Annotated in this window: 25 protein-coding genes; 15 read left to right on the top strand and 10 right to left on the bottom strand. The window is 59.6% G+C overall.

Annotated elements, in window-relative coordinates; translation table 11 throughout:
- Positions 1-5 precede the first annotated feature (5 nt).
- The 5 genes from GOW98_RS03630 to GOW98_RS03610 are packed head-to-tail and all read left to right on the top strand — an operon-like array spanning position 6 to position 5,952.
- Entirely contained in the window at positions 6-1,073 is a 1,068-nt protein-coding gene (locus GOW98_RS03630) for a hypothetical protein (protein WP_170329705.1), read from the top strand.
- A gap of 40 nt (positions 1,074-1,113) precedes the next feature.
- Positions 1,114-2,061, top strand: coding sequence for an ABC transporter permease (locus GOW98_RS03625; RefSeq protein ID WP_170329704.1), 948 nt, complete (start codon positions 1,114-1,116; stop codon positions 2,059-2,061).
- Entirely contained in the window at positions 2,058-2,873 is an 816-nt protein-coding gene (locus tag GOW98_RS03620; protein ID WP_170329703.1) for an ABC transporter permease, read from the top strand. The genes GOW98_RS03625 and GOW98_RS03620 overlap by 4 nt, the downstream gene beginning before the upstream one ends.
- The gene (locus GOW98_RS03615; RefSeq protein WP_170329702.1) at positions 2,870-4,468 is read left to right on the top strand and encodes an ABC transporter ATP-binding protein; all 1,599 of its coding nucleotides are present in this window, start codon (positions 2,870-2,872) and stop codon (positions 4,466-4,468) included. Before GOW98_RS03620 ends, GOW98_RS03615 begins: the two co-directional genes overlap by 4 nt.
- Positions 4,469-4,500: 32 nt before the next feature.
- Positions 4,501-5,952: an aldehyde dehydrogenase family protein gene (locus tag GOW98_RS03610; protein ID WP_170329701.1), complete on the top strand. Its 1,452-nt coding sequence runs from the start codon at positions 4,501-4,503 to the stop codon at positions 5,950-5,952.
- A gap of 3 nt (positions 5,953-5,955) precedes the next feature.
- Here GOW98_RS03610 and pncB read toward each other — a convergent pair whose 3' ends face one another.
- Entirely contained in the window at positions 5,956-7,248 is a 1,293-nt protein-coding gene (gene pncB, locus GOW98_RS03605) for a nicotinate phosphoribosyltransferase (protein WP_170329700.1), read from the bottom strand.
- Between the two features lie 267 nt (positions 7,249-7,515).
- Between pncB and GOW98_RS03600 the strand changes: the two genes are divergently transcribed.
- A complete protein-coding gene (locus tag GOW98_RS03600; RefSeq protein WP_170329699.1) occupies positions 7,516-7,947 on the top strand; it encodes a hypothetical protein in 432 nt (143 codons plus the stop codon).
- On the opposite strand, the gene pncA is transcribed toward GOW98_RS03600, so the two are convergent.
- A complete protein-coding gene (gene pncA / locus GOW98_RS03595) occupies positions 7,944-8,537 on the bottom strand; it encodes a bifunctional nicotinamidase/pyrazinamidase (RefSeq protein WP_170329698.1) in 594 nt (197 codons plus the stop codon). The genes GOW98_RS03600 and pncA overlap by 4 nt on opposite strands.
- 95 nt (positions 8,538-8,632) lie before the next feature.
- Between pncA and trhO the strand changes: the two genes are divergently transcribed.
- Complete coding sequence (gene trhO, locus GOW98_RS03590; RefSeq protein WP_170329697.1) at positions 8,633-9,538, top strand: oxygen-dependent tRNA uridine(34) hydroxylase TrhO; 906 nt, start codon at positions 8,633-8,635, stop codon at positions 9,536-9,538.
- Between the two features lie 75 nt (positions 9,539-9,613).
- Positions 9,614-10,117 carry a potassium channel family protein gene (locus tag GOW98_RS03585; protein WP_170329696.1) on the top strand — a complete coding sequence of 168 codons (504 nt, stop codon included), beginning with the start codon at positions 9,614-9,616 and terminating at the stop codon, positions 10,115-10,117.
- Positions 10,118-10,128: 11 nt separating this feature from the next.
- On the opposite strand, the gene GOW98_RS03580 is transcribed toward GOW98_RS03585, so the two are convergent.
- Complete coding sequence (locus tag GOW98_RS03580; protein ID WP_170329695.1) at positions 10,129-10,458, bottom strand: hypothetical protein; 330 nt, start codon at positions 10,456-10,458, stop codon at positions 10,129-10,131.
- A gap of 192 nt (positions 10,459-10,650) precedes the next feature.
- Between GOW98_RS03580 and betB the strand changes: the two genes are divergently transcribed.
- The 3 genes from betB to GOW98_RS03565 all read left to right on the top strand — a co-directional run bounded on the left by betB (position 10,651) and on the right by GOW98_RS03565 (position 16,024).
- Positions 10,651-12,105: a betaine-aldehyde dehydrogenase gene (gene betB / locus GOW98_RS03575; protein WP_170329694.1), complete on the top strand. Its 1,455-nt coding sequence runs from the start codon at positions 10,651-10,653 to the stop codon at positions 12,103-12,105.
- A gap of 137 nt (positions 12,106-12,242) precedes the next feature.
- A complete protein-coding gene (locus GOW98_RS03570; protein WP_170329693.1) occupies positions 12,243-14,684 on the top strand; it encodes a GcvT family protein in 2,442 nt (813 codons plus the stop codon).
- Positions 14,681-16,024: an MmgE/PrpD family protein gene (locus tag GOW98_RS03565; RefSeq protein WP_170329692.1), complete on the top strand. Its 1,344-nt coding sequence runs from the start codon at positions 14,681-14,683 to the stop codon at positions 16,022-16,024. The genes GOW98_RS03570 and GOW98_RS03565 overlap by 4 nt, the downstream gene beginning before the upstream one ends.
- A 76-nt stretch (positions 16,025-16,100) precedes the next feature.
- Here GOW98_RS03565 and GOW98_RS03560 read toward each other — a convergent pair whose 3' ends face one another.
- From GOW98_RS03560 to GOW98_RS03540, 5 genes are read right to left on the bottom strand one after another with little or no spacing between them, the layout of a single operon-like run.
- Entirely contained in the window at positions 16,101-18,245 is a 2,145-nt protein-coding gene (locus GOW98_RS03560) for a hypothetical protein (protein WP_170329691.1), read from the bottom strand.
- Positions 18,242-19,111 carry a flagellar motor stator protein MotA gene (gene motA, locus GOW98_RS03555; protein ID WP_170329690.1) on the bottom strand — a complete coding sequence of 290 codons (870 nt, stop codon included), beginning with the start codon at positions 19,109-19,111 and terminating at the stop codon, positions 18,242-18,244. The genes GOW98_RS03560 and motA overlap by 4 nt, the downstream gene beginning before the upstream one ends.
- A 37-nt stretch (positions 19,112-19,148) precedes the next feature.
- The gene (locus tag GOW98_RS03550; protein WP_170329689.1) at positions 19,149-19,724 is read right to left on the bottom strand and encodes a MotE family protein; all 576 of its coding nucleotides are present in this window, start codon (positions 19,722-19,724) and stop codon (positions 19,149-19,151) included.
- Positions 19,721-20,320 carry a hypothetical protein gene (locus GOW98_RS26450; protein WP_170329688.1) on the bottom strand — a complete coding sequence of 200 codons (600 nt, stop codon included), beginning with the start codon at positions 20,318-20,320 and terminating at the stop codon, positions 19,721-19,723. Before GOW98_RS26450 ends, GOW98_RS03550 begins: the two co-directional genes overlap by 4 nt.
- Positions 20,321-20,329: 9 nt before the next feature.
- Complete coding sequence (locus GOW98_RS03540; RefSeq protein ID WP_170329687.1) at positions 20,330-20,827, bottom strand: flagellar basal body-associated FliL family protein; 498 nt, start codon at positions 20,825-20,827, stop codon at positions 20,330-20,332.
- Positions 20,828-20,946: 119 nt separating this feature from the next.
- Here GOW98_RS03540 and fliF point away from each other — a divergent pair, with 119 nt between their 5' ends.
- From fliF to fliP, 4 genes are read left to right on the top strand one after another with little or no spacing between them, the layout of a single operon-like run.
- Complete coding sequence (gene fliF / locus GOW98_RS03535) at positions 20,947-22,536, top strand: flagellar basal-body MS-ring/collar protein FliF (protein WP_170329686.1); 1,590 nt, start codon at positions 20,947-20,949, stop codon at positions 22,534-22,536.
- Positions 22,536-23,132: an ABC transporter ATP-binding protein gene (locus GOW98_RS03530; RefSeq protein WP_170329685.1), complete on the top strand. Its 597-nt coding sequence runs from the start codon at positions 22,536-22,538 to the stop codon at positions 23,130-23,132. The genes fliF and GOW98_RS03530 overlap by 1 nt, the downstream gene beginning before the upstream one ends.
- Positions 23,125-23,412, top strand: a complete 288-nt coding sequence (locus GOW98_RS03525; protein ID WP_170329684.1) for a FliM/FliN family flagellar motor switch protein — start codon at positions 23,125-23,127, stop codon at positions 23,410-23,412. Before GOW98_RS03530 ends, GOW98_RS03525 begins: the two co-directional genes overlap by 8 nt.
- The gene (gene fliP, locus GOW98_RS03520; protein WP_170329683.1) at positions 23,412-24,143 is read left to right on the top strand and encodes a flagellar type III secretion system pore protein FliP; all 732 of its coding nucleotides are present in this window, start codon (positions 23,412-23,414) and stop codon (positions 24,141-24,143) included. Before GOW98_RS03525 ends, fliP begins: the two co-directional genes overlap by 1 nt.
- A gap of 4 nt (positions 24,144-24,147) precedes the next feature.
- Here fliP and GOW98_RS03515 read toward each other — a convergent pair whose 3' ends face one another.
- Positions 24,148-25,599: a sensor histidine kinase gene (locus GOW98_RS03515; protein WP_170329682.1), complete on the bottom strand. Its 1,452-nt coding sequence runs from the start codon at positions 25,597-25,599 to the stop codon at positions 24,148-24,150.
- The gene (locus GOW98_RS03510; protein ID WP_170329681.1) at positions 25,596-26,333 is read right to left on the bottom strand and encodes a response regulator transcription factor; all 738 of its coding nucleotides are present in this window, start codon (positions 26,331-26,333) and stop codon (positions 25,596-25,598) included. Before GOW98_RS03510 ends, GOW98_RS03515 begins: the two co-directional genes overlap by 4 nt.
- Positions 26,334-26,385: the final 52 nt, after the last annotated feature.

The following is a 26,385-nucleotide window of genomic DNA, read 5'->3' as shown; positions in this document are numbered from 1 at the left end:
TAACAATGAGCCTGGTCCGTTTTTTGTGTCTTGTCATAGTTACCGCCTGCCTTTCTTTCGTGGGCGGAAAGGGGCAGGCGCAAAACGGGCTGGAAGGCGGGGTAGGTCCGCTGGTCGGCACGCCTGAAAACCCGCTGCAGGTGGGTGTCGGCATTCACATTGATCAGGTCACCAGTGTGGATCAGAAGGCCGAGAATTATGGTGCCGTCGTCGTTCTGCGGGTCGAATGGACAGACCCGGCATTGGCCTTTAATCGCGATGAGGTCGGGCGCGAAATTCAGGTCTTCAACCCTCCGGCCCTGGCCGATCATGCGCGGGGTCTGGGCGCGGTTGTGCCCGCGTTCGTCATCCACAACCAGCAATCCAACAAATGGATCCACGAGTCTGCCGCCTCGCTTCGCTATGACGGGCATGTGGTCTATGTCGAGAAATCCTCGCTGACCTTGCAGGCCCCGCATTTCGATTTCCGCAAATACCCGTTCGACACGCAGGAGTTCTTTTTCGAAGTCGTCTCGGTTTTTCCGTCCGTATATGTGTCTTATTTCCCGCTTGAGGAGTATTCCGGCCTCGGTGATCTGCTGGGTGAAGAAGAGTGGATACTGGATAACGCACGGGTCGAGCATTCGACGGTGATCGGGTTGTCCGGCCGGGATAGCGATCAGATCGCGCTGGCCTTCGAAGGTCATAGGCACCTGACCTATTACGTGATCCGGGTGTTCCTGCCGATGCTGGTCCTCGTGAGTGTCGGCTGGGCATTGTTCTTTCTGGACGAATATCGCCGACGGATCGAAATTGCCGGGGGCAATCTGCTTGTCTTTGTTGCCTTCAACTGGGCCATCTCAGCAGATCTACCCAAGCTGGGTTATCTGACCTTTTTGGATTTCATCCTTCAATGCATGTTCCTGATGACCGGTGCGCTGATCGTGTTCAACGTCGCCTTGCGCAAAATGAAAGTGATTGGGCGCGAAGACGGGGCCAGAAAGCTGGACAATTACGCGATCAAATGGATTTACCCTTTGGGGTACGGCGCCATCGTCGTCTACGCGGTTTTCATCTATCTTCTGGTGCCATAGGCGCTGGACCCGCGCGGGATGTGTGCCTAACGTGGCCCCAATGCTGCGCTATGCCCTCAAACGTCTGATTTCACTGCTGATCAGCCTCGCCGTTGCCTCGGTGGTCATCTTTGCGGTGATCGAGGTTGCGCCGGGCGATCCGGCCTCGTTCATGCTGGGCGTAAATGCGCAGGAGGACACTCTGGCTGCGTTGCGGGCCGAGCTTGGGTTGGATGTTTCCAAGGCGCAGCGGTATTTCAACTGGGTTGGCGGGATGCTGGTGGGGGATTTCGGCACCTCCTACACATATCGCACGCCGGTATCGCAGATGATTACAGACCGGATGTGGGTATCCCTGCCGTTGGCTTTGTACGCGCTGACATTGTCCACCGTGATCGCCTTTCCCGCCGGGATTTACGCGGCAGCACGTCGCGGCAAGCCCGGTGACCTGACGGTGATGGGCGCAACGCAGCTGGGCATCGCGGTGCCAAACTTCTGGTTTGCAATGATGCTGGTGTTGATCTTCGCCATCAACCTGCGCTGGTTCAACGCGGGCGGGTTCGCGGGCTGGGACAAGGGGTTCTGGACTGGTGTGCATTCCCTGACCCTGCCCGCCATTGCGCTGGCCTTGCCACAGGCGGCGATTCTGGCACGGGTCATGCGGTCATCGCTGCTGGACATACTGGGCGAGGATTTCATGCGCACCGCCCGCGCCAAGGGCCTGTCCCGCCGTCAGGCGCTGTGGCGGCACGGGGTGCGCAATGCGCTGATACCGGTGCTGACCATCATCGGGCTGCAGTTTTCCTTCCTGCTGGCGGGGTCGATCATCATCGAGCAGGTGTTCTACCTGCCCGGCCTCGGGCGGCTGGTGTTTCAGGCCATTTCCGCCCGCGACCTGATTGTGGTGGAATCGGTGGTCATGCTGCTGGTCTTTGCCGTCATCACAGTGAATTTCATTGTCGATCTGGCTTATGCTGCCGTGGATCCAAGGTTGAGGAGTCGGACATGAGCCGCAACCTGATCCTTGGCGCAGCGCTGTCCTCCCTGGTCCTGCTGGCGGCTTTGGTGTCCTTTGTCTGGACGCCTTATGATTATGCGGCTTTGGATATCCCCAACAAATTGCAGCCACCCAACGTGCGGCATTGGTTCGGGACGGATCATTTTGGGCGCGACATGTTCTCGATGATCATGGTTGGCGCGCGCACGTCGATTGCGGTGGCCCTGGTGGCGGTGGGGATAGGCATGGCGCTGGGCGTACCCTTGGGCCTGACCGCGGCGGCGCGCAAAGGGTCCTGGCTGGATGAGGTCATCATGCGTGGCAATGATCTGGTCTTTGCCTTCCCCTCGCTGGTCATTGCCATCCTGATCACCGCCGTGTTCGGGGCCGGAGCAATCAACGCCATCATTGCCATCGGCATCTTCAACATTCCTGTTTTTGCCCGCATCACCCGTGGGGCCGCGCTGTCGCTGTGGGAGCGGGAGTTCATCCTCGCCGCCCGCGTTTCGGGCAAGGGGGCCGCGCGGATATCGGCCGAACATATCCTGCCCAATGTGGCCAACTTGCTGATCGTGCAGGGGACCATTCAGTTCTCCTTGGGCATTCTGGCCGAGGCCGGGCTATCCTATGTCGGCCTTGGCGCGCAGCCGCCCACACCCAGCTGGGGTCGGATGCTGGCCGATGCGCAAACAATGGTCAGTTTTGCCCCGCATTTGGCTCTGATTCCGGGACTGGCGATCATTGTCACCGTCTTGGGCCTGAACCTGCTGGGCGACGGATTGCGCGACTGGCTGGACCCAAGGATCAGGGTGGCGCGGGCATGAGTTTGTTGCAGATTGAAAACCTGTCGTTGTCGATCCACGGTGCGGAGATTCTGAAACAAGTCAGCCTGTCCATCACCCCCGGTCAGATCGTGGCTGTGACCGGAGAGAGCGGCTCGGGCAAGTCGATGACCGCGTTGGCCGTGATGCAGTTGCTGCCGAACGGGGCGCAGGCACAGGGCGCGGTCCGGCTTGAGGGGCAAGACCTGTTGAACCGCCCCGAGGCCGAGACGTGTGCCTTGCGCGGGGCCTCGATCGGGATGGTGTTTCAGGAGCCGATGACCGCCCTGAACCCGGTCAAGACCATCGGCGATCAGGTGATGGAGACGATCCTGATCCACAAAGCCCTGCCGCTCCCGCAGGCCCGTGAGCGCGCGCAGGGAGTTCTGACCCGCGTTGGCCTGCCGCCTGACCGCTTTCCCCTGTCCCGCTATCCGCATGAGCTGTCCGGAGGCCAGCGCCAGCGCGTCGTAATCGCCATGGCTATCGCCTTGCGCCCAAAGCTGTTGATCGCTGACGAACCGACAACCGCGCTGGACGTGACCACTCAGGCGCAGATTCTCGACCTGCTCAAAGGGCTGGTGCGGGAATACGGAATGGGCCTGCTGATGATCACCCATGATCTGGCCGTGGTGGCTGATATGGCTGATCAGATCGTGGTGATGCGTCACGGAGAGGTGGTCGAAAACGGCGCAACCGCCCACCTGCTGCGCAACATGCAGCACCCCTATACACGGATGCTGTTCGAGGCGTCTGGCCATCAGGTTTCGCGGCCCCGGGCCACCGATCCTCGCCCTCTGCTGGAGGTGACACAGGTCACCCGCGACTACCGTCTGCCCCGCAAGGGCCTGTTCGGCACGCCAGGGCATCACCGCGCGGTGGACGAGGTCAGCTTTACCCTCAATAAGGGGGAGCGATTGGGGCTGGTAGGTGAATCCGGATGCGGAAAATCGACCCTAACACGGGCAATTATAGGGCTAGAAGAGGTCCAAAGCGGCGACATCCGTCTGGACGGCCAACCGGTTTTCTCGGACCACAGGCCGAACCCGGTGGTGCGCCGCAAGATGCAGGTTGTGTTTCAGGACCCCTATGGCAGCTTCAACCCGCGCCACCGTGTCGCCCGCCTGATCACTGAACCGTTTCACCTGCTGGAGACGCCGCCCACCGGGTCGGATCGTCAGGACCGGATTGCCGAGATGCTGACTGCTGTGGGTCTTGGTCCCGACGATGCGGGTAAATACATCCATGAATTCTCGGGCGGGCAGCGGCAACGCATCGCCATCGCCCGCGCGTTGATCATCCGCCCCGAACTGATCCTGTTCGATGAGGCGGTCTCGGCGCTGGACGTCTCGGTCCGGGCGCAGATACTTGATTTGCTGGCCGAGCTCTGTGAAGCCTACGACCTGACCTATCTGTTCATAAGCCACGACTTGAGCGTAGTGCGCACCATCACCGACCGGGTGATGGTGATGCAGGCGGGCCGGATCGTCGAACAGGGCGAAACCGAACAGGTATTTACCAACCCGCAGCACTCTTACACCCAAACCCTGATCGAAGCTGCGCCCGTCCTGCCAGATATTGGCATGAGCGTCGCATAAAACCCATTGTTAGAGCCTGAAAGGAGGCCAAAATGTCCAATCCCCTCTGGTTCAATCCCGGCCTGTGTCTGATTGGCGGCAAATGGGTCAGTCCCGCATCTCAGGCGGATATTCCGTTGATCAACCCCTCGGACGGCTCCGAGATTTGCCGGATTGCGCGCGGGGGTGTGGTGGATATCGACGCTGCCGTGCAGGCCGCTCAGGCCGCGCTGCAGGGCGACTGGGGGCGCAAGACCGCGCTGGAGCGGGGCCGTATCCTGACCCGACTGGGCCAGTTGGTGCTGGAAAGGGTGGACGATCTGGCGCATATCGAAGCGATTGACGTGGGCAAACCGCTGACACAGGCGCGCGCCGACGCAGTGGCCCTGGCACGGTATTGCGAGTTCTACGGCGGGGCTGCCGACAAGGTGATGGGCGAGACCATCCCCTATCTGGACGGCTACACCGTCTATACTCTGCGCGAGCCGCACGGGGTGACGGGCCACATCGTACCGTGGAACTACCCGATGCAGATCATCGGGCGCTCGGTCGGGGCTGCGCTGGCGATGGGCAATGCCTGCGTATTGAAACCTGCGGAAGAAGCCTGCCTGACCGCGCTCGCATTCGCCCACTTGGCGCAGGAAGCCGGTTTGCCTGCGGGCGCGTTGAATGTGGTGCCGGGTCTGGGGGCCGAGGCCGGGGCGGCACTGTCCGGACATCCGGGTGTTGACCATATCTCGTTCACGGGGTCGGTTGCCACCGGTGCACTGGTGCAGCAGGCGGCGGGGCGCAACGTGGTGCCAGTGACGCTGGAGTTGGGCGGCAAATCCCCGCAACTGGTGTTTGACGATGCCGATCTGGACGCCGCGCTGCCGTTTCTGGTGAATGCAGGCATTCAGAACGCGGGACAGACTTGCTCGGCCTCGTCCCGCATTCTGGTGCAGCGTGAGGTGTATGAGCGGGTCAAAACCCGCATGGCAGCGGCCTATGCCGATCTGACCGTTGGTCCGGCGTCAGAGGATCTGCGGGTCGGCCCCCTGATCTCGGCCCGGCAGAAAGAGATTGTGACCGGGTTTCTGGCCAAGGGCTCTGATCTGAGCATCGCAGGGCAGGGGCGGGTCGTTGACAACGCGCCGGAGCAGGGGGCCTATGTCCGGCCCACCTTGTTTGCCGATGTCCCCCCGGATCACGTGCTGGCCCGCGACGAGATTTTCGGCCCGGTTCAGGTTCTGATCCCCTTCGACACCGAGGAAGAGGCGGTTCACATCGCCAACAGCACCGATTACGGGCTGGTTGCCAGTATCTGGACCCGCGATGGTGCGCGGCAGATGCGGCTGGCAAAAAGGCTGCGCTCGGGTCAGGTGTTCATTAACAATTACGGCGCGGGTGGCGGAGTGGAACTGCCGTTCGGCGGAGTCGGCAAGTCAGGTCATGGCCGCGAAAAGGGATTTGAGGCGCTTTACGGGTTTTCACAGCTGAAAACCGTGGCGGCTTTCCATGGGTAGGGTCTAAACAATCACCTCGATCGATTGCTGAGCACCGACGCCGAATACGCGCTTATAGCGTTCGATTTCGTCTTGCGGCCCCATCGCCTTTTCCGGGTTGTCCGACAGTTTTACCGTCGGGCGGCCATTTGCCGACACCGCCTTGCAGACCAGCGAGAACGGCGCCAGCGCGTCATCTGGCACCAACCCGCGGAAATCGTTGGTCAGCAGAGTACCCCAACCGAACGAGACCTTGGTGCGGTGGGCAAACTGGCCGTGCAACTCGCGGATCTTGTCCACGTCCAGCCCGTCCGAAAAGATCACCCGTTTCTGCGTCGGATCCTCGCCGCGCGAATTCCACCAATTGATGGCAATCTCGGCCCCGGTCGCCGGATCGCCGCTATCGACGCGGATGCCGGTCCAGCCCGCCAGCCAGTCGGGGGCACGGTCCAGAAACCCCTGCGTGCCATAGGTGTCGGGCAGGATGATGCGCAGGTTGCCTTCATGCTCGTCATGCCAATCGCTGAGAACATCATATGGGGCCTGTGCCAGCGCCTCGTCGGTTTCGGCCAGTGCGGAATAGACCATGGGCAGTTCGTGGGCGTTGGTGCCGATCGCCTCGACCTCGCGCCGCATGGCGATCAGACAGTTTGAGGTGCCGGAAAAGGCAGGACCCAGCCCTTCGATCATCGCCTGCACGCACCAGTCCTGCCACAGGAAGGAATGACGGCGGCGGGTTCCGAAATCGGCGATACCCAGCCCGTCGATTTCCCGAAGCTGCTCGATCTTTTCCCAGACGCGAGTCATGGCGCGGGCATACAGAACCTGCAGCTCGAACCGGCGCATGTCGTTCAGTACCGCGCGGGATCGCAATTCCATCAACACTGCCAGAGCCGGGATTTCCCACAGCATGACTTCGTGCCACTTGCCTTCGAAAGTCAGTTCGTACTGATCGCCCTTGCGCTCCAGGTGATAGGGGGGCAGGCGCATGTTCTCGAACCACTCCATGAAATCCGAGCGGAACATCTGCCGTTTGCCGTAGAATGTATTGCCCCGCAGCCATGTGCTTTCCCCCCGGCTGAGGCTGAGCGACCTGATATGATCCAGTTGTTCGCGCAGTTCCCCTTCGTCGATCAATTCAGCCAGCGGAATGTGATTCGAACGATTGATCAGTGAAAAAACCACATCTGTTTGGGGCTTATTTCGAAACACTGACTGACACATCAGAAGTTTGTAGAAATCCGTATCGATCAAAGACCGAACAATCGGGTCGATCTTCCATTTATGGTTGTACACACGCGTCGCAATATCGACCATGGGGAACTCCTGCGATTTCCGTTGTTAGATCAATAGGCGCGTTAATTGGCAAGAGTCGCTCGTTTGATGACAATGACAAGGTCAGGACACAAAGCGAGCATATTGTGTTGTCTTTTCATGGGTTAGTGAGAAGAAGGGGATGGAAGTTAAAGGTTAAGTCGGTGAATGGTTCTCGAGTACGACTTTGATATTGTAACGATTGACGACGGCGGAACGAAGTCAGGATCAGCGAAGATCGCAACGTCTGCGGATGGGGCGGTGTGTGCCATGTTTCGTAGTGCACAAACGGCCGAGGCTTTGCGTCATAGCTCGCCGAAAATCCGTTTTATCTTCGAAGATGCCGGGTTTGCTTTGGAACCAACAGAAAGCGACCTTCCACACGGGTTCTATCGGCCGGAGGAGAACGTTGAGCGTGAACTTGTCCTGCGTGCGCTGTTCGCCAATATCAGGGCGATTGGTGTTAAGGGTGAGCATCGTGGAGAGTTTGATTTCTGGCAGTTTCTTGAGAATGTGAAAACAGCCCGGCCGCAACCTGAAACACGCCGCCAAGCACAGGTCCGGACCTCAGAACCGCAACAACCTCCTAAACCCAAGGCAAAAAGGCGCTCGATACAGGGGCGTATCGGGTTTGCACTTGGGTTGGCGGTGGTTGTGATTGCGGTACTCAGATATCTGGCGGCGGCAGGCGCAACGCCCTAAGCCAACGTGACGCCGGCCTTTTGCATCGCGGTTTCAGCCGCAGCCAGTGAACCGTCCAGGTCAATGGCGCGGCAGGCCTCCATCCGCACGGTTACATCAAACCCCAAACGCGCCGCATCAACGGCCGAGAAATGGACGCAAAAATCCGTAGCCAGACCAACAAGGGTCAGTTTGTCGATGCCGCGTGTTCTCAGATAGCCTTCAAGACCCGTCGGCGTGGATTGGTCGTTCTCAAAGAACGCTGAGTAGCTGTCGATGGCACTGCGGAACCCTTTGCGAATGATCAGATCGCCATCGGTGCGCAATTCAGGGTGAAACGCCGCGCCCTGTGTGCCCTGCACGCAATGATCTGGCCACAGCACCTGTGGGCCATAGGGCATTTCGGTCATGTCATAATGATTTTTGCCCGGATGCGAGGTGGAGAATGAGGAATGGCCCGCCGGATGCCAGTCTTGCGTCAGGATCACGGCGTCGAAATCACCCATCATGGCGTTGATATGGGCGACGATCTCATCCCCTCCGGGTACGGCCAGCGCACCGCCGGGGCAAAAATCGTTCTGGACGTCGATTACAAGCAAAGCATGGGTCATCGCGATCTCCTCGGGCTGCATTATCGGTACGGGGCTGCAAGGGGGTCGTCAATCCAATCCCTTGCGACTTTGCGCCAGTGCGTTTAGATCGCGGCATGTACACAATTGCCGCTCTCTATCATTTCACCCGTTTCACCGACCCCGCCGCACTGCGCGAGCCGTTGCTTACGCTGTGTCGCGAGCAGGCTGTCAAAGGCACCCTGTTGCTGGCGCAAGAGGGGATTAACGGAACCATCGCGGGCCCCCGTGCAGGGATTGACGCCGTTCTGGCGCACATCCGCGCACTACCCGGTTGCGCTGATCTGGACTGGAAAGAGGCCAGCGCCGATCATCCTCCCTTTGGCAAAATGAAAGTGCGCCTGAAGAAAGAGATCGTGACCATGGGTCAGCCGGATATCGATCCGCGCGCCCGCGTCGGCAATTATGTTGAGCCCGAAAATTGGAACGACCTGATCCGTTCAGACGACGTTGTAGTGATCGATACCCGCAACGACTACGAGGTGGCGATTGGTACATTCGAGGGCGCAATAGACCCTGAAACGGCCAGTTTCCGTGAATTCCCGGCTTGGTGGGACAAGAACAAGGATCGCTTTCACAACAAGCGCGTCGCGATGTTCTGTACTGGCGGTATCCGTTGTGAGAAATCCACCAACTTCCTGCTGGGGCAGGGGGTCGAGGATGTGTATCACCTTAAGGGTGGCATCCTGCGCTATCTTGAAGAGATGCCCGCAGAAGGCAGCACCTGGCAGGGTGAGTGTTTCGTTTTCGACAACCGCGTCTCCGTCGGTCACGGGCTGGTCGAGGGGCCGCACAACCTGTGCCACGGCTGCCGCCGTCCGATCCTGCCCGAGGACATGAAACGCCCCGAATACGAACACGGCGTGTCATGCCATCAATGTATCAACGAGACTTCCGAGGCCGACAAGATACGATTCCGCGAGCGGCAAAAGCAAATCCTGCTGGCGCGGCAACGCGGGCAGGAACATCTGGGCACCGACTAACGCACTGATAAATCTTATTGCAGCCATGCGCCGGAAAGCGGATCATCCTTCCGCGCACACGGTATCGGAGGTGTCATGCGTCGTGAACCAACAACCCTGGCAGAGTGGAAGTCGACCCTGGTTGCAGCCCTGGGGCTGATCGTGGCCAGTTTCATGGCTTGGTATGGGTTGTCCCGTCTCAGCGAGGCGGCAGCGGGGGATACGATCGGGACGATCGCGTCCGTCGGGTTGGTGATCTGGATCGTGTCACAGTCATGGTATTACGTGACGCAGGTCAAATCCCCACGCCGGTTGGTGTTCCTGATGGGCGTGTCCTTCATACAGGTGGTGCCGTTCCTGTTCGCCGCAGCCTATGGGGCTTTTGGGTACTACGACCTCTGTGTGCTTGGCGCCAAAGGGCCAGCGGACGTGCTGTATTTCTCTTACGTCACCTTCACCACGGTTGGGTATGGCGACATGGCTCCTGTTGGGTTGTGTCGTGCGCTTGCCGCAGCCGAGGCCGTCATGGGCTATGTGCTGTTGGGGATGTTTGTCGCGGCGGCGGTCAGCATCTATTCCCGTAACCACCAACCGCATTGAACTGCGCCGGCCTATTTGTTCTGATCGATCCAGCGCGACATCATCTGTTTGTCGCGAAAGCACTCGGACGGGATCGGCCTGCGTTTGCTGCGCGAGATGCGCTCGGCAAAGGCGACCTGTTTGCCGGTGGGATAATTGGCAAACGGTGACGGGTCGTGTGGCTTGTGGGCCGAAATCCAGTCTGACATCGATCTGCGGTCGCGTTGCGCCTCCACCGGAATGTCCAGCGCAGACTGCTCCGCGATGGCGCGGGCATACCGCATTTGCCGGTCGGTAACAGGCAGCAGGTGATAGTCGTTCGACGGGCCGCTCAGGGCGGAATTTCGCATGTTCCGGGTCATCGGGTGATCCTCTGACTGTATAGAACATAAATAGAACATTAACCATTCATTTCAAGGTTTGGCTGTTTCGACTCGGCAATAAGCCGTCTGAAATGGCTTTTATTGACTGACAAATCAATAAAAGCTAAATCCCAGCGTAACGCACCCATTTCCCTTGCACCAAAGGGACATCCGAACAGAAAAGGACGCGGCATGAAGTTTCAGCCCAAGGCCAGCCATTTCATCAATGGCGAATATGTCGAAGACACCAATGGCGCCCCGATCGACGTCATCTATCCGGCTACCGGCGAGGTCATCGCACGGCTGCATTCTGCCACGCCCGAGATCGTGAATCAGGCTCTAAACAGTGCAAAATCCGCCCAAGCGGAGTGGGCTGCGATGTCAGGAACTGAGCGCGGCCGCGTTCTGCGCCGTGCCGCTGACATCATGCGCGAACGCAATCACGACCTGTCGGTTCTGGAAACCCACGACACCGGCAAACCCCTGCAGGAAACGCTGGTGGCCGATGCGACCAGCGGCGCAGATGCGCTGGAGTATTTCGGCGGTCTGGCGGCCTCGTTGACCGGTGAGCATATCCCGCTGGGTGGTGGTGACTTCGTCTATACGATCCGCGAGGCGCTGGGCGTCTGTGTCGGTATCGGCGCGTGGAACTATCCGACACAGATCGCTTGCTGGAAAGGCGCGCCCGCGCTGGCCTGTGGCAACACGATGATTTTCAAACCGTCCGAGACCACTCCTTTGTCCGCGCTGAAAGTGGCGGAAATCCTGGTCGAGGCCGGGGCACCCAAAGGCGTCTATAACGTGGTTCAGGGTTATGGCGATGTCGGCGCGTCGCTGGTGACCGACCCGCGCGTGGCCAAAGTCTCGCTGACGGGTTCGGTGCCGACGGGCCGCAAGGTTTATGCTGCCGCTGCTGCGGACATGAAGCACGTCACCATGGAATTGGGTGGCAAATCCCCGATGATCGTGTTCGACGACGCTGATATCGAAAACGCCGTCTCGGGCGCGATCCTGGGGAATTTCTATTCCTCGGGTCAGGTGTGCTCGAACGGTACTCGTGTGTTCGTGCAAAAGGGTATCAAGGAACAGTTCCTTGCCCGTCTGTCCCAACGCCTGGCGACCGCAAAAATCGGCGATCCTCTGGATGAAGAGGTCAATTTCGGGCCGATGGTCAGCAAAAACCAGATGAATATCGCGCTGGGCTATATCGAAAAGGGTAAAGCCGAGGGTGCGCGTCTGGTTTACGGGGGAGAGCGCATTGATGGCGACGGTTTCTACATGCAGCCGACCGTCTTTGCCGACGTGACCGACGATATGACCATCGCGCGGGAAGAGATTTTTGGCCCGGTCATGTCGGTGCTGGATTTCGACACCGAAGAAGAGGTCATGGCCCGTGCCAATGACACAGAATTCGGTCTGGCTGCGGGTGTGTTCACCAAGGACGTCATGCGCGCTCATCGTATTGTGGCCGGGTTTGAGGCGGGCACCTGCTATATCAACACCTACAACCTCGCACCGGTTGAGGCGCCGTTCGGCGGGTCCAAGATGTCGGGTGTTGGCCGCGAGAACTCGAAGCTGGCGATCAACCATTTCAGCGAGATGAAGACGGTCTACGTGTCGATGAACGACGTCGAAGCACCGTACTGATTCAAGTCTGGTTGAAAATTATTCGAGGCACGAGAGCTCTGTTCCCGACATTTCGCGTCGGGAACAGAGGATAAGCTGCCCCAGACCTGTGGCTGAATTTCCTGCAAGCGCTTTGTACGCAAGCAGGAGATCCGCCCATGAAAACCCACGCTCAGGCCGTTGTGATAGGAGGTGGCCTTGTCGGTTGCTCGATCCTCTACCATCTGGCCAAGCTCGGCTGGACCGACGTTGTCCTGCTGGAACGGGATGAACTGACCTCGGGCTCGACCTGGCACGCAGCGGCCGGGATTCACGGGCTGCACGACAACAACAACATCACCCGTATCCAGCACTATACGATGAACCTGTATAAAGAGCTGGAGGAACAGACCGGGCAGGGCTGTGGCGTGTTCCAGCCCGGCTCGCTGTATCTGGCGCAGACCGAGGACCGGGAACACCAGTTGCGCCTGCAAGAGGCTAAGGCGAAGTTCTATGGCCTGAACTTCTATGAGATAAGCCGTGAACAGGCGATGGAGCTGCACCCGTTGGCGCAGTTCGATGATATCCGCTGTATCATGTTCGAACCCGAAGGCGGCAATGTCGACCCCTCGGGCGTGACTTACGCCTATGCCGCCGGTGCGCGGGCGATGGGGGCCACGATTGAGCGGTTTTGCCCTGTAACAGGGACTGAACAGCAACCTGATGGGTCGTGGATCGTGCGCACCGAAAAGGGTGATATTCACACGCAATGGGTGGTGAATGCGGCTGGCCTTTGGGGGCGTGAGGTGGCCGCAATGGCCGGGATCGAACTGCCCCTGCAACCGACTGAGCATCAGTATTTCGTCACCGATGCCATTGACGAGGTGGCCGCCCTTGGCCGCCGACTGCCATCAATCGCTGATCGCGATGGAGAGTACTACTTCCGGCAGGAAGGCAACGGTCTGCTGATCGGTGCCTATGAAAAAGACATGCGGTTCTGGGCCGAAAACGGCACGCCGCTGGATTTTGCCCATGACCTGTTCCCAGACGATCTGGACCGCATCATGGAAAACGTCATCCGCGCCACCGAACGCGTGCCGGTCGCCGCGACTGCGGGTGTGAAACGGGTGATCAACGGGCCGATGATCTGGTCTCCGGATTCCAATGCGCTTTGGGGGCCGGTGCCGGAGTTGAAAAACTACTTCTGCTGTACAGGGATCATCCCCGGATTCTCACAATCGGGCGGTCTCGGGCTGTTGTCGGCGCAGTGGATGATCGAGGGCGAACCGCAATACGACATGTTCGCCTGGGATCTGACGCGGTTCGGTGACTGGGCTGACAAGGCCTTTACCAAGGCACGGGTCGAGGACGTCTATACCCACCGCTTCGCCATTCATTTCCCGAACGAAGAACGTAGTGCAGGGCGTCCCGCCCGCTTGCGCCCGGCCTATCAAATGCAAAAGGACATGGGCTGCGTCTTTGGCCTGAATTGCGGCTGGGAACACCCGCTGTGGTTCGCCGATCAGCCCGGCGCGGTCGAGACAAACGGCTTCACCCGTCAGAACTGGTGGGAACCGGTGGGTCGCGAGGTGCAGATGCTGCGCGATCATGTGGGCGTCATCGATATCTCGAACTTTGCCAATTACGTGATAAAGGGGCCAGGGGCGTACGATTGGCTTGACCGTCTGGTCGCCAACCGGGTGCCGACCGAGGTTGGACGGTCCTGCCTGACTCCGCTGATTTCGGTCCGTGGTGGCGTGGCAGGGGATTTCACCATCACCAAGGTCGCAGACGACGAATACATGATGATTGGTTCCGGTATGGCCGAGCGCTATCATCAAAGGTTCTTCAACATGGTCGATCTGCCCAAGGACACGACCTTCGACGTCGCCACCAACCGCATCGCGGGCTTCAACGTGGCTGGGCCGAAGTCCCGCGATCTGTTGCAGCGGCTGACGAATGCGGACCTGAGCAATGAGGCCTTCCGCTTCATGCGATCCCGCACGATTGAAGTCGCCGGGGTTACCTGTCTGGCAATCCGCGTCAGCTTTACAGGCGATCTGGGATGGGAACTGCACTGTGCAGAAGAGGATCAAATCAGGCTCTATTCCGCACTTTTGGAGGCCGCAAAGGCATTTAGCGGCGGCCCGGTCGGTGGCCGTGCGCTCGGGTCTTTGCGTATCGAAAAGGGTTATGGCTCCTGGGGTCGCGAGTATTCTCAGGAATATTGGCCGCAAGAGGTTGGGCTGGCGGGTCTGATCAAGCTCGACAAGGATTTCCTGAATAAAGACGCTTACCTTGCCGTTAAGGACAACCCGGCACGTGAGGTTCTGTCTATCCTCGAGGTCGACGCCGATGTGGCCGATGCCTCCGGCGGAGAACCTATCTTCACACCGGATGGTGCGCCCGTCGGTCGCGTGACCTCGGGCGCATATGGGTACTCGGTGTGCAAATCTCTGGCCATCGGATTTGCCGATCCCAAGGTGGCGGGTCCGGGTGATACGGTCGAAATCTTCATCCTTGGAAAACCGCACCGTGCTACAATCCTGGCCAAGCCACCGTTTGATCCCGAAGGTCTCCGGCTACGTGATGTCCGACCGGTATTGGAGGGGACCACGTGACAGAAACCTTCGCCCGCGTTGCCGATTTCACCCTGAACCGCTCTGTTGACGAAATGCCGGACAGTGCCAAAGAGGCCGCGGCGCTTATGATGCTGGACACAATGGGTATCCTGATCGCATCCGGCCCGATGGAGGCCGGGGTGATTGCGCGCGATACGGCGGCGCTGCTCTATGCCAGCTCTGATCCGGCTTACAGCGCGCGCATGTTGTTCGACGGTCGCCCGGTCAGTTTGGCGGGTGCGGCCTATGCGGCAGCCACCCAGACCGACAATCTGGACGGGCACGACGGATACAATCCAACCAAGGGCCATATCGGGGTAGTGGTTTTACCCGCATTGGCGGCCTTGGCGGAACATCGCCCTGACCTGACCGGACCCGAAGCTCTGGCTGCGGTAATCACAGGATACGAAATCGCGGGGCGTGCCGGGCTGTCACTGCATGCGTCGGTCAGTGATTACCATACCTCGGGCGCCTGGAATGCGCTGGGCGTAGTGGCCATGGCGGCGCGTTTGCGGGGATTCACATCCGAACAGACCCGGCAGGCGATGGGGATCGCCGAATATCACGGACCCCGCAGTCAGATGATGCGCGAGATTGCCAACCCAACAATGCTGCATGATGGTTCAGGCTGGGGCGCGATGGTTGGCATCTCTGCCGCCGTTCTGGCCGAGCGCGGGTTTACCGGAGCACCCGCTATCACCATCGAAGCAGAGGCTGCCGCCCCTTATTGGGTTGATCTGGGGCAATTCTGGCAAGTCGAACATCAATACGTGAAACCCTATCCAATTTGTCGCTGGGCGCATGCGGCTATTGATGCTGTACGAGCAGTCATGTCAGCCAATAACCTGACCCACGCACAGATACAGAACATCCGGATCAACAGTTTCCATCAGGCAGCTTGCCTGTACGACGGGATGCCCGGCACGACATCCCAGGCTCAGTACTCACTGCCCTTTGCCGTCGCCGTTCAGGCCATTTACGACCGGATTGGCGTGGAACACATTTCCGGGGCCGGGTTGTGTGATCCGGTCGTGGAAGAGTTTTTGACGCGGATCGAGGTGGTAGAATCCAACCGACACAGCAGCCGTTTCCCGCAAGGACGTTGGGCCGATGTCATTTTATCAACCAGCGCCGGGCGGGTGTTTGAGTCCGGAGACATCCATGCGCGCGGCGGTCCCGAAGCGCCGATCAGTCGGGACGAGGTGCTAGTCAAGTATGCAGAGTTCGCGACCCCGGTGATCGGAAAAGCGCGGGCCGACGCGATCCGCAAAGCAATACTCGGTTGGGTCGATTCAAACTCCCGGTATTCGGATCTATCACAGCTGATTTATTATCCCTGAGAACTTTTTCTTGGGCCTGAGCGAAAGTTGGTCTTATTTTCGTGGAATTCGACGTAGATTTCTTTTGTTAGAGCCGCTACTTCTTTATTCGTAAAGTCGCGAACAGCTTACGGATCCTCTTCCGGGTTGCTTCACTGTCCTGCAAAAGAGCCCTGGCGTCGGCCAAGGGTTTTTCAGGCAAGCGGGACGGCGACGTTACTAAATCTTGGGTCGTTTCAGTGATCCGGCTGTACTTTTCACCCTCTTCCAGCACGGCTTTGTCCGTCAGATCTGCCAGCCAGAACAATCGATTTGACTCTTCCAAGCGTCCTGAGACGCGCAAAAGATCACCTGCTGCCTCGAAATCCCCTGCTTTTTGAAAGGCTTCAGCCCTTATGGGTGAGGCTTCTTCACTGGAATCGTCGGCCAGTTCCAAAATTGCCTGATGCGGACGTTGGTCGTATAGAGCGGCTTTGGCACGCAAGCGGGCACGCTCCCTACGTTTCAAACTGTCTTGTGGACGTTTTGCCAGAGCCCGCGCCTGTGTGAAAAAACCCAGCCTTGCCAACCTGTCCGCAACAATGACTGCAGTGTCGGTCGTCAACTCTTGTGACTGGTCGTGCGACAGTGTCAGAACCCGGCGCAGAAAGGTTGCATCATCGGCCCGCTCGGTCAAAACAAGCACCACACGGTCGAGCGTCTCGGCGGTGTCGCGTGTCTGTAATTCCGCTACGACATCCAGCGCCGCGTCGAATTCTTGCCCCAGGCTCAGGGCAACCGCATGCGTCTGGCGCATTAGAGGGCCAATGTCTGACCGACGAAATTCGACCGTGTAAGACTCTGCCAGATCCAGCTGATGCGGAGAGATTGAGCCCCGTTCCACCCAACGTTTGTCAACCAGCCGGGCCAGTGCCAACGGCGCTTCCAAGGTCGCGTCCGGGGCTTCAATCGCCTCGGTCAACAGTGTTTCTGCCAAAGGACCGTCATGTTCGGCGGCTGCAACTTTTGCCTTGGCTTGGGTCGTACTCGCACTGGCAAGGTGTTCAACCCGACCCACCGAACGCAAGACACGTCGAGCGGCCTCCAACTCCTGCGCTTCTACCAAAATGTTCGATAGCATCGGTCCTGTGTGTCGCCGCAGGTGGTTCGGCAAACGTACAAAAGTCTGTTCAATTGCCGTCAGATTGGCGTCATCCCTCAACCTGCCTTCGGTCAGGATGGCCCAAAAAGCGACATCACTTTCGCAACGCTGAAGACCTGCGAACACATTTGCATCGCTCAGCGGACTTCCATCCAGCACACGGGCAATAGCCGCAATACGCTCAGTTTCTGGCGTGTACTCGTCCAGCAGTTCCAACACGCGGATGGCTTCGGCACCAAACCCGAAATAGGCGTAAAGCTTTGCCAGTTGCAGCGCGCGCGACTTATCGATGGTATCGAATTCCTGATACAACCCTGCTCGCAGCCGTGATGCTTGTTCTGCAAATGGGTGCTTGTCGGACCAGTCGTCAAAGGCCAGCTCGGCGCTCGACACACATGGCGGTCGCCTTTCGAGTAGAGGAATACTCGGACCAAGAAGCCCGTTCAGGTCGTCCAGTATCGAGGTAACCTGAATGTTCAGTGCAAGGCCTGATGGATTGAATAGACTCTGATTTCCCGTGGGTGCACGAGGCCCTACCGGTGCAATTTTTAAATCCACGATTCCCCGGTCCGCACCCTGTAGCAGACGCGTTGCAAGCTGGTCTTCGAACCCGCTCGCGTTCAGGTTCAGCAAAGGCAATTCCACTGCAGCGGTACTGTGATCCAGCCCTGGCGGCGTGTTTTTCTTAGGTGCTTTGGGCAGAGCCAAGCCCGGAATGTCGCTGGTGAGCGGCGGTTGAAAGGTGCCGGGCGCGATATCCACCACGATCATTGTGTTCTTGAACAGAAAGGCCGTGGCGACGCAATCGCAGCCAAACTCCAGTTCGAGGGGCGCGCCGGGTTCCGCCTGTGAAATGGCGGCCAAGCGGTTCCGGGTCAGGCGCTGAAAAACCGCCCCTGTTATAAACGCCACATCTTCCAGCGCGACGTTCAGGCGGGCGCCGTTCTTTGTCTGTTGCAAAACCCAGCCGGTGTCTGGCGGAACCTGAACAACCAGTCTTGTGTAGCCGTCATGCTCGCCCGAGCGCACGGTTGCATCCCGCGCAGCGGCACCAGTGGCCGCTGCAAACAGGGCAGATACAATCAGCGCAAACCGGGTCATGCCGCCGCCTGTTTGAGTTCTTTCAACGCCTCTTCAAGCTCGGTGAAGTCCGGGCGGTTATGGGTCGGCGTGTTCTGGCGCCCAACCTCGATACACATGGCAGCGTTGTGGTTGTGCAGGTTGGCGACCAGAACTTCTTTGATCAGTTGGTAGAAATGGTTGTCCTCTTCGACCACCGCCTTCAGCTTGCCCGCAAAGGGGCCGACCAGGCCGTAGGCCAGAAACACGCCCAGAAAGGTTCCCACCAGCGCACCGCCAATCAGTTTACCCAGCACTTCGGGCGGCTGGTCGATCGAGCCCATTGTCTTGATCACCCCCAGAACCGCCGCCACGATGCCCAGAGCAGGCAGCCCATCGGCAACCGTTTGCAGGGCGTGGCTAGAATGCATGGCATGGTGGAAATTCGCCTCCATCCGCTTTTCCAGCACTTCTTCCACCTGATGCGGATCGTCATAGTTCATCGACGCGGACCGCATCGTGTCACAGATCAGGTCAACGGCTTCTCTGTCGGCCTGAATTTTCGGATAGGCCGAGAACAGGGACGAGCTATCCGGGTCTTCGATATGTTGCTCGACCTCGACCGGGTTGGCCTTGGCGATGCGGATCAGCGAAAACAGCAGGCACAGCAGGTCGCGGTAATCTTCTGGCTTCCATTTGGGGCCCTTGAACACTTTGCCCATGTCCTTGGCGGTGTGTTTTACGGCGCTCATGTCGTTGCTGATCAGGAAGGCACCCACCGCGGCGCCGCCGATCATCATCATCTCAAACGGCAGCGACTTCATAATGATGGCCATCTTGCCGCCCGCAGCCAGATAGCCGCCGAACACCATGGCGAAAATGACGACAATTCCGATTATTCCGATCATGGGTTGTCTCCAGCAAAATCCTATGCGGGTTGAGGTGTTATTCCTGCGGCGCCGCGGCGTTGCGGCCCGCCATGATGACGCTGATCGTATAGGCGGCCTCGGGGCTCAGCCCGGCCAGAACGCCTGCAGCCGCGTCCGGCGGCATCCGCGACAGGAAGCCAGCGGCAAAGCTGGGGTCCATTGTCTCAAACAACGCTGCCGCGTCTTTGGGTTTCATGCTTTGGTAGACGTCGGTCAGGCGCGTCAGGTCGGTCTCGGCGGCCTTTTCGGCAATGGCCAGCGTTTCGCGCAGGGCTTCTTCGGCCTCTTGCAGCGCAATCAGGCGGGTTTCGATCGCCTGATCGGCAATCGCCAGCGCCTTTTCCTTGTCCATAACGGCCGCCTCGCGCTGTTTCAGCGCCTCTTCCCGGCGCAGCAACTCGGTTAGCAAAACCTGAGCCCCGGGCAATTCGGCCCGCGCGTGTTTGGCTTCGGGCATTGACGGCTGGGCGCCTTTTGCCAGTGCGGGGCCGGACTCCAGCCCGATGCGAATCGCGGCGGATCCGATCATCAGTAACGAGATGACCACCAGCACGCCGCATTTGGGGCGCGTTTCGGTTGGCTTGCGGGTCATGTCGAGGTCTTCCCCTGAGACCGGTTGTGCCGGAAGAACATCAGGCCATCGGGCCGCTTGGCCGGAGTTGCGGCAGGTGTTTCGCTGTCCGGCTCTACAGGCTTTTCGGTTGCTTCAGCGGTGTTTTCCGGCTGTTCCGATTTGTCGGCCGCTTCAACACTGTCTTCCGTCTCTGCAGGCTCTTCGCTCGACTCAGGCGTGTCTTCCGACTCTGTTGCCGTTGTTTCCTCATCCGCCTCAGGCTTTGCGATTGTCTCTTTTGCGGGTTTGGCAGGTTCCGATTCTGCCGGTTTCGCAGGCTTGTCTTCGGGCGGAACAATGTCATGCATAGAGGCCATCATCAGCTCAAGGCGCTGGGCGACCGATTCGGCACGTTGCGTCAGCTCTTTCAGAACCTCGCCGGATTGGTCTGATGCTTCTCGCGCAACGCCGAGCGACTTTTTCAGCTCATCAGCCTGGGTCGACAGTACAGCAACCGCGCCGCCAACGCCCTTTTCCAGGTCGGTGAACCGCTTGAGCCGCCGGGAAAGCACGAAACAATAAAGACCCGCACCCAGCGCGCCGGCGACCAGCAAAATATCTGCAATCAGTTCCAACTTCGCCTCCTATTTCAATACGAATTCCATCACGAGGACATCGCGCACGCGCCCCGCGCCGACGACAATTTCAATGCGCCGCAGCAGATGTCCGCGGATGCGCATCAGGGCCAGAGAATCCTCAAGATCCGACACTTCGACCGCGCGCAGATAGCCGTTCAGGATGTCCATAATTCGCGGTTTCATCTTCTCGACATCGGCGGCGTATTCGCTGTTCACCTCAAGCTGAGCGTGAAATTTCAGGTGCCGCGAATCGCCCGCGTTCACCGACACGATCACCGGCGGAAGATCGACGAAACCGACCTGCGGCAACGCCTTGACCGGCTTGCCCTTATCCTTTTCGTTTGCCTCTTCCACCGTGACTTTGCCGCCGAAAGGCAACAGTCCGGACGTGGTCAGGAAATACCCGCCTGCGGCCCCGGCCACGGCCAGAATCACCCCGATGATCAGCCCTTTTTTCCCCGACTTTTCCGGGGTTTCTGCCTGTTCTGCAGTCGCGTCAGTCATGACGTCCTCACTTGTGCGTTCTGCAATCGTCATAACCCGGCAGGGACTAACCGATTGTTAAGGGCAATCGTCCAAACAGGGGATGCGCCGGGCAGAATGTCGGCGAGTCGGAGGTGAGCGTGCAGCAGATCGGAACTGTCTGGGCAAGTTTGGACAGGCGTAAACAAATCATTGTTGCCGGTGCGGTCGTGCTGGTGTTTCTTGGGGTCCTTGCGATGTCACGTCTGGTGACGGCGCCGTCGATGACCCTTCTTTATGCGGGGCTGGAAAGCGGTGCCGCGGGGGATATTGTCCGCTCGCTGGAACAGCGCGGGGTCACGTATGAGATTCGCGGTGGCTCGATCTATGTGCCCGGGTCGCAGCGGGATGAGCTGCGCATGACCCTGGCCAGTGAGGGCCTGCCCGCAAACGGCAATCAGGGCTATGAGCTGCTGGATTCGCTCAGCGGCTTCGGTACAACGTCGCAGATGTTCGATGCCGCCTATTGGCGCGCGAAAGAGGGTGAGCTTGCCCGAACCATCGTCGGCAGCCCCCATGTCAGCCAGGCGCGGGTGCATATCGCCAACGGGTCGACCAATCCATTCCAACGCAGCGTGGCGCCGACGGCCTCGGTCTATCTGGTGCCATCGGGGGCGCAGGTCACGTCCGATCAGGCCAAGGCGATCCGGTTTCTGGTGGCTTCGGCGGTTAGTGGACTGACACCCGAGAATGTTGCGGTTGTCGATTCAAACGGGGCGGTGATCGGGGCGCAGGAAACAGCCGTGGCTGCGGATACGGCCGATGACAAGGCGCGCGAACTGCGCGAACGGGTGATGCGACTGATTGAGGCGCGCGTCGGCACCGGGAACGCGGTGGTTGAGGTCAGTGTCGATACGGTGACAAAGACCGAATCCATCCGCGAGCGCCGCTTTGATCCCAAGGGTCGCGTTGCCATCAGCACTGATATCGAAGAACGCTCGGATAGCGCCCGTAATCAATCCGCCGATGTCACCGTGGCATCGAATCTGCCCGATGGCGATGGTGCTGGCGGCGACGAATCGAACTCCAACGCGACGCAGACGCGCGAGCGGGTGAATTATGAAGTCTCGGAGACCGAGCTTGAGGTTCACAATGCGCCCGGTGCAATCAAACGTCTGACCGTTGCGGTTCTGGTCAATGGAACCCGAACGGTGGACGCGGCCGGGGTCGAGAGCTTTGAACCCATGCCCGAGGCCGAGATGGACGCGCTGAAAGAGCTGGTGGCCTCGGCCGTTGGGTTTGACGAGGCGCGCGGGGACGTCATTACCCTGAAATCGCTGAACTTGCCGATGGTTGAGCCACAGGGCACGATGGCCTCGGCCTCGATCTGGCAAAAGGTGCATTTCGACGCGATGTCGCTGATCCAGATGGCGGTTCTGGCGATTGTCTCGATGGTGCTCGGCCTGTTCGTGATCCGTCCGATCTTGACGAAACCGGCGATAGCGCCCGCGTTGCTGCCTGCCGGGACTGCTCCGGAGCCCGAGGCCTATCTGACCGGTGAAATTGCAACCGACGAGAACGGACAATTCACTTCGCTGCAGGGGCAGGCACCTGCTGGTGACGTACCGGCGCTGGCCACGCAGCAAGGCGCTGATCCGGTGGATCGGCTGCGGGCGATGATCGGCGACAAGCAGGAAGAGACGCTCGAGATCCTGCGCAGCTGGCTTGAAGAAGGGGAGGAGCGTGTCTGATGTCGATTGCTCATCTTCTTGAGGATTTCACCCTGCAAGCCGGGGGCGGCAAGCTGCACCTACTGGACGAGGACGCATTGGAAGAACAACGTCTGGCCGCCTTTGAACAAGGCTACAGCGCCGGTTGGGAAGACGCGGTTCAGGCGCAGGAACAAAGCCGGAGGCGGGTCTCGGCCGAACTGGCCAAATCGCTTGAGGATATGTCCTTTACCTATCACGAGGCCGTCACCCGGATGACCCTGTCGTTGGAGCCGATGTTCCACAGTCTGGTGCAGGTTGTCCTGCCCGAGACACTGGATCGAGGATTTGCCGCTCGGCTGGTGGAACAACTGGCCGACATGGCGCGCGAACAGATCGGCCAGCCGATGCAGATATTCGTACCCGCAGGTCGCACGGACGAGGTCGAAGCCCTGTTGCCGCAGGATTTGTCCTCACCCACCCGCGTGATCGAGGACCCGTCGTTGGAGCCCGGACAGGCAAGGTTGCAGGTCGGAATCTCGCAGCGCGAGGTAGATTGCAGCGGCTTGCTTGCCTCGGTCGCCGGGGCATTCGACGCATATGTATTTGAGGCAAAAAAGGCAGTGAACCATGAATGATCCCCAGACCTCGAAAACGGAGAAATCCAACCCGTTCGAAGCCGTCCCGATCGAAGTCACAGTCTCGGTCGGTCGTGCGCGGCCTTTGATCCGCGACTTGCTGAACATGGGTGAAAACGCAGTACTGACGCTGGACAAGCGGATCGAGGACCCCGTGGACCTGTATGTCGGTGACCAACTGGTGGCCCGTGGCCTGCTGGAGGAGATGGAGGGCGATCAGGCGGGTCAGCTTGTCGTGCGTCTGACCGAGATCGCGGATTTGCAAAACGGGATCGGTTGATGCGGGTTTTTCTCTGGCTGGGTGTCGCGTTTGCGATGCTGTCCCCCTCGCTGGCTGCGGCGCAGGAATTGTCGCTGTCACTGAGTGAGGGGGGCTCGATCTCGGCGCGGACCATCCAGTTGATTCTGTTGATCACGGTGCTCAGCCTCGCGCCGGGGTTGGCGATCATGATTACTTGTTTTCCGTTTTTGATCACCGTCCTGGCCATCCTGCGGCAAGGCATCGGGTTGCAGCAATCTCCGCCCAACATGCTGATCGTTAGTCTGGCGATGTTCCTGACATATTTCATCATGGAACCGGTCTTTTCCCAGGCCTGGACCACCGGCATCAAACCCATGGTCGAAGAAACGATGGAGGTTGAGCCGGCACTGGAAATCGCGATCCAACCGTTCCGCGCCTTCATGGCCGCGCGGCTGGACCCCGATACGTTCCATTCCATGGCCGCCCTGCGCCCCGACGGCGACGCTATCGCGTTGTCACCCGAGGCACCGCTGTCGATCCTGATGCCGTCCTTCATGCTATCCGAGATAGCCCGCGCCTTTCAGATCGGCTTTCTGATCTTCCTGCCGTTTCTGATCATCGACCTGGTGGTGGCGGCGGTGTTGATGTCGATGGGGATGATGATGGTGCCGCCGGCAACCGTCTCGCTGCCGTTCAAACTGGCATTTTTCGTCATCGCCGACGGGTGGTCGATGATCGCAGGCGCATTGGTGCGCAGTTACATGACCTGAACCCTTACTGCCGGGTGATCTGCAGCCGAGCCCGCAAGCCCTGATCCCCGGCCTCGAAACTGAGGGAACCGCCATGTTGTTCGGCAATCGTGGCCACGATGGTCAGGCCAAGGCCGAACCCATCCGAGGACCCGATATTGGACCCGCGGCGAAACGGGGCCATCAGCACTTCGATATCTGAAACGGACAGATCGGCCCCCTTATCCTCAACGGTGATGGTGGCCGTGCGGGCATCGGTTTCCAGCTGAACCTCGGCATGGCGGCCATACTTCAAGGCATTGTCGATGAGGTTGGTCAGCGCGCGTTTCAACGAGATTGGCCGCGCCATTACCAGCATGCGCCGTGTTTCCGGCAGCGATCCATACCCACGTCGCGACATGAAAAGCGACGGCGCGCCCTCGACTGCGACGGGAGTAATTTTCCTCAGCGTCACTGGCAGGTCCATATCCTGGTAATCGGCGACCAGAGACTCGACCAGCGCGGTCAATGAAATCTGACGGGGTTCTTCGACGCTCAACTCGGATCGCGTGTAGGTCAGGACGCTTTCGATCATGCCGGTCATCTGATCCACATCCGCCTCAAGCTTTTCGCGCAATTCGTCATCGGGGATTAGGGCGGCGCGCAGGCGGACCCGGGTGGCGGGTGTGCCCAGATCGTGACTGACCCCGGACAGAACGGTGGCGCGTTTTTCAAGCTGCGCCCGCTCGGCATCCAGATGGTCGTTCACAGCAGATACAATCTCGCGCAGTTCCGCCGGGCCATCGGCTTCATAGTTGTTCGGCCCGCCCCGGCGCTTGCGATCGCGCAGCGCGCCAGCGAACCGGGTGAAGGTATCCGAAACATTGCCAACTGAGGTCAGGATGACCGCCAGTGCCACGATCGCGGCCAGAATGGCGGGAAGGCGAAGATCGGCGGGGGCGGCCTTGCAGCCCCAGACATCTGTGCCATCCACTTGCCGCCAGTCATTGCGCCCGAACCGGGCGATCAGGATGGGTTCGCTGCAATAGGTAGCCAGCAGGCGGGTCAGGTTGCCCATCTTCTCGGCCCCGGTCTGATCGATGCGCGACAGGATATCGGACACCGGATAGACCAGCCGTTCGGACATCACCGCCAGCGTCAACTCTCGCCCGGTCAGAGGGGCGGTGTTGTCGGTCAGGATCGACAGGTTAGTGACAAAACTGCGGTCCGACAGGCCAGGCAATTGTTCGAACTGGCCCGCATCGGCCAGTTTCGCCGCCTCGGGCGACAAGGCATTGACCGTGACACCCGGCGGAGGGGTTATTCCGACCCGCAGCTCCTCGTAGACAGCAAAGCCAGCGACATAGGCGCGGGTGAGAAATTCGTCCCAGGCGCGGGCCGATGAAAACCACAGCCCGGCGGACAAAAGACCCGAGGCAAAGGCCGCCCCGGTCCAGATCCAGCCCAGGCTGCGCAGGCGCGGAGCGCGCGTTGTCATGCGCCCTCGTCCACGAACACCTCGGCGGCAAAGACATATCCGACACCGCGTTCAGTGCGCAGCATTTGTGGATCTTTAGGGTTCGCCTCGATCTTGGATCGTAGCCGCCCGACCAACATGTCGATGGCGCGGCCCTGCGCTTCGGGCTTGTCGGCGCTGCCGGTGACGTCCAGCGCGGCAGCGATCTCATCCCGGGTCAAGGGGATATGCGGATTAGCCAGCAGAACCTTCAGCAGTGCGGTTTCCCGTTGAGACAGAGAAACCAGATAGCCCTCGGGCGAGTGCACCTCGTCCCGCTTGCCGTCATAGGTCCAATCGTTGAACCGAAAGTTGCGCGTGCGGCGGCGATAAGCCAGTGACGGCGTGCGCCGGGCGCGCTGCATCACCGCGCGGACACGGGCCAGCAACAACTGTGGGTTAAACGGTTTGGCGATATAGTCGTCGGCCCCGACCTCATACCCCGCCATGCGCTGATGATCGGCAGACAGCGCCGAGACCAGGATAATCGGCACATCCTGCTCGGCCCGCAGGCGGGCGCAGATCTCGACCCCGTTTTCATCCCCCAGCATCACGTCCAGCAGGATCAGGTCGATCCGGCCTGCGGTCAGATGCGAGCGGATTTCGTTTTCCGAACTGGCGGGCAGCGCGATGAACCCGTTCTGCTGCAGGAACTGGGTCATCATCGACCGCATCTCGGGGTCGTCATCCACCACCAGTAGTCGCGGAATGCTCACGCGGCTTGTCCTCCCAATTTCTGCTCCTCCGGTATCGTGCATTGTAACGAAC

The sequence above is a fragment of the Ruegeria arenilitoris genome (assembly GCF_013032445.1).
Classification (GTDB): domain Bacteria; phylum Pseudomonadota; class Alphaproteobacteria; order Rhodobacterales; family Rhodobacteraceae; genus Ruegeria; species Ruegeria arenilitoris_F.
This window is presented reverse-complemented; position numbering and strand designations above follow the sequence as displayed.